This window comes from Vulcanococcus limneticus LL, assembly GCF_002252705.1.
Classification (GTDB): Bacteria; Cyanobacteriota; Cyanobacteriia; order PCC-6307; family Cyanobiaceae; genus Vulcanococcus; species Vulcanococcus limneticus.
Genome location: NZ_NQLA01000099.1, coordinates 1 through 3,868 on the forward strand (window position 1 = coordinate 1; position 3,868 = coordinate 3,868).

The 3,868-nt window shown below is 66.4% G+C and carries 4 protein-coding genes and 2 pseudogenes; 4 read left to right on the top strand and 2 right to left on the bottom strand.

Annotation, left to right across the window (positions count from 1 at the left end):
- A pseudogene (locus CJZ98_RS17315) lies at nt 1–387 on the top strand (sigma-70 family RNA polymerase sigma factor); the annotation flags it as partial.
- A gap of 660 nt (nt 388–1,047) precedes the next feature.
- Nucleotides 1,048–1,269 (top strand): annotated as a pseudogene (locus CJZ98_RS19410) (LuxR C-terminal-related transcriptional regulator); the annotation flags it as partial.
- Nucleotides 1,270–1,300: 31 nt separating this feature from the next.
- Here the strand turns inward: CJZ98_RS19410 and CJZ98_RS17325 are convergent.
- Nucleotides 1,301–1,783 carry a hypothetical protein gene (locus tag CJZ98_RS17325; protein ID WP_232756585.1) on the bottom strand — a complete coding sequence of 161 codons (483 nt, stop codon included), beginning with the start codon at nt 1,781–1,783 and terminating at the stop codon, nt 1,301–1,303.
- A gap of 252 nt (nt 1,784–2,035) precedes the next feature.
- Between CJZ98_RS17325 and CJZ98_RS17330 the strand changes: the two genes are divergently transcribed.
- Nucleotides 2,036–2,239, top strand: coding sequence for a hypothetical protein (locus CJZ98_RS17330; protein ID WP_094592355.1), 204 nt, complete (start codon nt 2,036–2,038; stop codon nt 2,237–2,239).
- A gap of 28 nt (nt 2,240–2,267) precedes the next feature.
- Entirely contained in the window at nt 2,268–2,681 is a 414-nt protein-coding gene (locus tag CJZ98_RS17335; RefSeq protein WP_094592356.1) for a sigma factor, read from the top strand.
- 146 nt (nt 2,682–2,827) lie between these two features.
- Here the strand turns inward: CJZ98_RS17335 and CJZ98_RS18600 are convergent, their stop codons facing one another.
- A complete protein-coding gene (locus CJZ98_RS18600) occupies nt 2,828–3,220 on the bottom strand; it encodes a hypothetical protein (RefSeq protein WP_198537956.1) in 393 nt (130 codons plus the stop codon).
- Between the last annotated feature and the right edge of the window lie 648 nt (nt 3,221–3,868).

Here is a 3,868-nt window from a genome sequence, read left to right on the forward strand (position 1 = left end):
ACCCTCAGCGCCCAGGCCCTGGCGGCGTTGCTGCAGCAGTGGCAGCTCACCCGCACTGGCTCGCTGGAGGCCTTCAGCGCGGACAGCAAGGACAACAGCGCGGGCCAGCGCAGTCAGAGGCTGGAGCAGGCGTCCCTGCGCCTGGCGGAGGGAAACCCGGCGGAGGACGATCCGCAGCTGGCGGTGTTGCCGCAGCTGCTGGAGGGCCTTGATCACCAGGAGCTGGCGGTGATCCGCGGCCTGTACCTGCGTGAACCGGCGCTGAGCAAGGCCCAGCTGCGCCGTTCCCTTGGGCTGACAGCAGAGGAACTGCAGACGGTGGAGCAGCGGGCCCTGGCCCGGATGCGCGCCACGGCCCACGCACTCCTCAAGACGGCCGGAAGCTGACGGCCGGAACCAGGGGCCCTCTGGAGCTAACGCCATGGGGCGCCTGGAGGTAGCTGACGGGACGGACTGGAGGTAGAGAAGCACCGCAAGATCCCCGGCGTTCGGCTGTTGTTACAAGAGCTATCAACAGCACGTTCAATCGTTCAGCTCTGGACACGCTGCCCGTATGGGCCTGCCGGTTGTGGCGGTTGGGGCCGCTCCACTGCTCCCCTCCCACCGGCCTTGGATCCCGCGGCCCTGCGCGCCTCGACGCGCCACCTGCTGACCGACATCGCCACGGCCGCCAAGGGCTGGACCGTGGCGATCTGCAGCGAAGATCTGCTGCTCAAAGCCTCCGGTGCCCTGCTCCTCGACTGCTGCAGCCTGGTGGCCGCCAGCATCGGCGAGCTGCAGATCCGGCTGGAGACCACGCCGGGGCCCTGGCTGGTGATCTGCAGCGACGACTGCGCCGATGGCGGTGCCGATGCGCTGATCGAGCAGCTGCGCAGCGTCCTGGGGGCCGCCCGATGCCGCTTTGTCGTCGTGCTCGCCGATGCGGTGGCACCGGAGCGGCTGCAGCGGATCTGGTCCAGCGGCGCCGAGGCGCTCTGCTGTCTGCAGGCCTGCGGCCAGGGCCAGCTGCTCCATGCCCTGCTGCTGGTGCTCAGGGGCCAGAGCTGCGTGGATCCGCTGTTCCGCCAGCGGCTGCACCAACCGCTGGCCCTCCGCGGCGCCGATGGCCAGAGCCTGGAGCTGAGCCGCCGCGAACAGGAGCTGATCACGGCGGTGGCCCGCGGCCACAACAGCCGCGAGATCGCCGCCCTGCACCAGCTCCGCGGCGACACGGTGCGCCGTTATCTCAGCAACCTCTACCGCAAGGTGGGGGTGCGGGACCAGCGGGGACTGATCAGCTGGAGCCTGGCCCACGGGCTGATCAGGCTGCCCGATCTGCACAGCCATCCGCGGCCGCTGCAACTGGGCGCAGAGGGCAGCAGGCACCGGAGCCTGGGAGCAGATCGCTCAACCGGCTGGCCTGCAGCAGCTCGCCCAGGCTGAGCAGCTGCAGCTGCTCCCGCGTGCGCGGCAGCCAACCGGCCAGCAGCTGGCGATCACCGAGGGGCACTGGCCGCAGCAGGGGCACCAGGGCGCCGAGGAACGGCAGCCAGCGCTCGATCCCATCGGCCTCGCGCCAGGGCTCCAGGCTGGTGATCTCGGCGATGGCGGTGATCGTCTCGCAGCCGGAGCTGAGGGACACCAGATAGGAGAGATCGGCGGCCTGCACGGCGCTGAGGGCCAGCGGCATCCAGAAGCCGCGCTCGCAGGCGTTCTGCATCGCCGCGCGGTGGTGGTGGGTGAGCAGCAGGTTGCGGGGCAGAGCGCCAGGGGCGCTGGTGGAGTTGGAGCGAATGACGGTCATGGGGAACGTGCGTGACTCCTCCGTTGTCGCCAGGAGCCGGGGTCCAACACCGCCCACGGCTGTGGCCCGCGGTGGCCGCAGCGGTGAGCGCGGCTGGCCACAACTGTGGGCAACGGCGCGCATCGGCTGGGCGTGCCGATGGCGCCGCAACGGGTCTCGGCGATGGCGCTCTCGCCCCAGTCCCTGATCTCGACAGAAAGGCTTCCACTCCCGCTGGCCGCCGGAACCCTTGGGGGACTGCTCTCCAGTGCCATGGCCTCCCTCCGCACCACCACCAGTTCCCTGGCCCCAGTCGCCCGCGGTGGTGCACTCTTCGGGCTCGGGCTCGCCGTGGCAATGCAGCTGTTCCAGCCCACACCGCTGCGGGCGCTGCTCAGCGCGGCCCTGAAACCGGCAGCAGCCGTTGCCGCACCTGGCCAGTCGGCAGCCCTGGGTAGCCTCCCGCCCCTGAACTGACCCGATGCCTCCGCGACTCCGCCGGCCCATGACCAGCGCCGAGCGGGCCTTTGCCTGCCAGCACCTGGGCCTGGCCCACCGCCAGGCGCGGCGTTTTGCCCAGCGCTGGCAGCTGAACACCGATGAGCTGCTCGGCCCGGCCTATGAGGGCCTGTGCAAGGGCGCCATCGGCTTTGATCCCAGCCTCGGCCACCGCCCCTCCAGCTACCTCGTCCCGAAGGTGAATGGCGAGCTGCTGCACCACCTGCGCGACACCGGATTTCTGCTGCGCATCAGCCACCGCCTGCGCGAGCTCTGGATCAAGGCGCGGCGGCCCCTGGCGCAGGGGCTCAGCGACGATGAGATCGCCCGGCAGCTCGGCGTCTCCCTGTCGGTGTGGCTGGATTGCCGCCGCGCCTGCGGGCAGCGGCCCGTGCCGCTGGAGGAGGTTCAGGGGGATTGAAGGGGATGGCTGAAAGGGATGGCCAAGAGGAGAGAATCCGTACCGCTGACACTCATGTCCAGCGGCAGGCAGTGGAAAACGATGCTCTAGCAGTCCTGCCACTAACCCATGAATCCTGACTCCTGGAGGCCTTTAGGCAATGGCGCTCAGCCTTTGCAGAAATGATCGACTAGCTTGACAGCCCAAGGGGGATTAGCGCCGACCGAAAAAGCCTCCAACTCAATGGCCTTACTAGAAGGAGGGCCCTTGTACAGGGGCGAGTCGAGTTGATGTTTAAAGACTTCTGCCGCGTTAACCGGAATCCCCATGGGCTCGCTGTTCCGTCCCAGCCCACCAGCGCGACAGGATTGAGCCACATGGGCTGCTTCGTGAGCCAGGGCTTCCGACAAAACACGGGAACCCATGGAAACGGTCGATGGACGGATCCTGATTTCGGCCAGACCAGGATCCCATTCTCCACCCGCATGATCCATGACCTTTTCACTGACTAGAAGGCGCACCCCTTTCGCCTGCAGTCGTGCAATCAGCTCACGTGTCACGGCATGAACCGATTGCTCAAGGGGTTGTGAGTCATTCTTTTGAGCCTGCCCGATTAGAAGCTCAATATCAGCAGGGGTCTTAATCCACCAAGCACCCCTACTTGATGGACTATATGGAGCAAGCCAATGAGACACAGCCCTTGGATTGGCCATGAGAAAGAGATACATGCCAACCAGGCCGGCTGGCATGAGCCATGCAATCACGGTCCTGGCAGAAGGTGGATGAGTCCATCTGCGCGAGACCAGACTCGACAAACTCACCTGGCGCCTTCGTCTCGTCTGACTGCCATCAGTCATCGGCGCCCCGCAGACTGCGCACACAGCCCGGCCACCAAGGCTTCGGTCGTATCGCACCGATCGGCCATTGCATTGTTGGCATTTCTGCGCCATGGGGCTTCAACACGAAAGCGGTAACAAGCAGGTCATTCCCCGCCGACAAATAGTCAGGAGACGAGCCAAGAGCTTCAATATACTATAGACAGATTCATGGGCCCACACTCCTAAGGCAACCTCCGAAGGCCGCCCCTCAGTGGCAGGCATGGAGTGCAGGGCAGGGCTGCCTAAAAGTGTGATCAGGTCTTGGTGTCGGCCGTCATCACCCCTCCCAGGGCCAGCATCCCCTTGATGTCGTAGGCCAGCTCGCGAAAG

What these genes read in the sequence shown, in the direction of transcription:
- CJZ98_RS17335 (WP_094592356.1), top strand. Translation starts at nt 2,268, where the DNA reads ATGACCAGCGCCGAGCGGGCCTTTGCCTGCCAGCACCTGGGCCTGGCC.
- CJZ98_RS17325 (WP_232756585.1), bottom strand. Translation starts at nt 1,783, where the DNA reads ATGACCGTCATTCGCTCCAACTCCACCAGCGCCCCTGGCGCTCTGCCC.
- CJZ98_RS17330 (WP_094592355.1), top strand. Translation starts at nt 2,036, where the DNA reads ATGGCCTCCCTCCGCACCACCACCAGTTCCCTGGCCCCAGTCGCCCGC.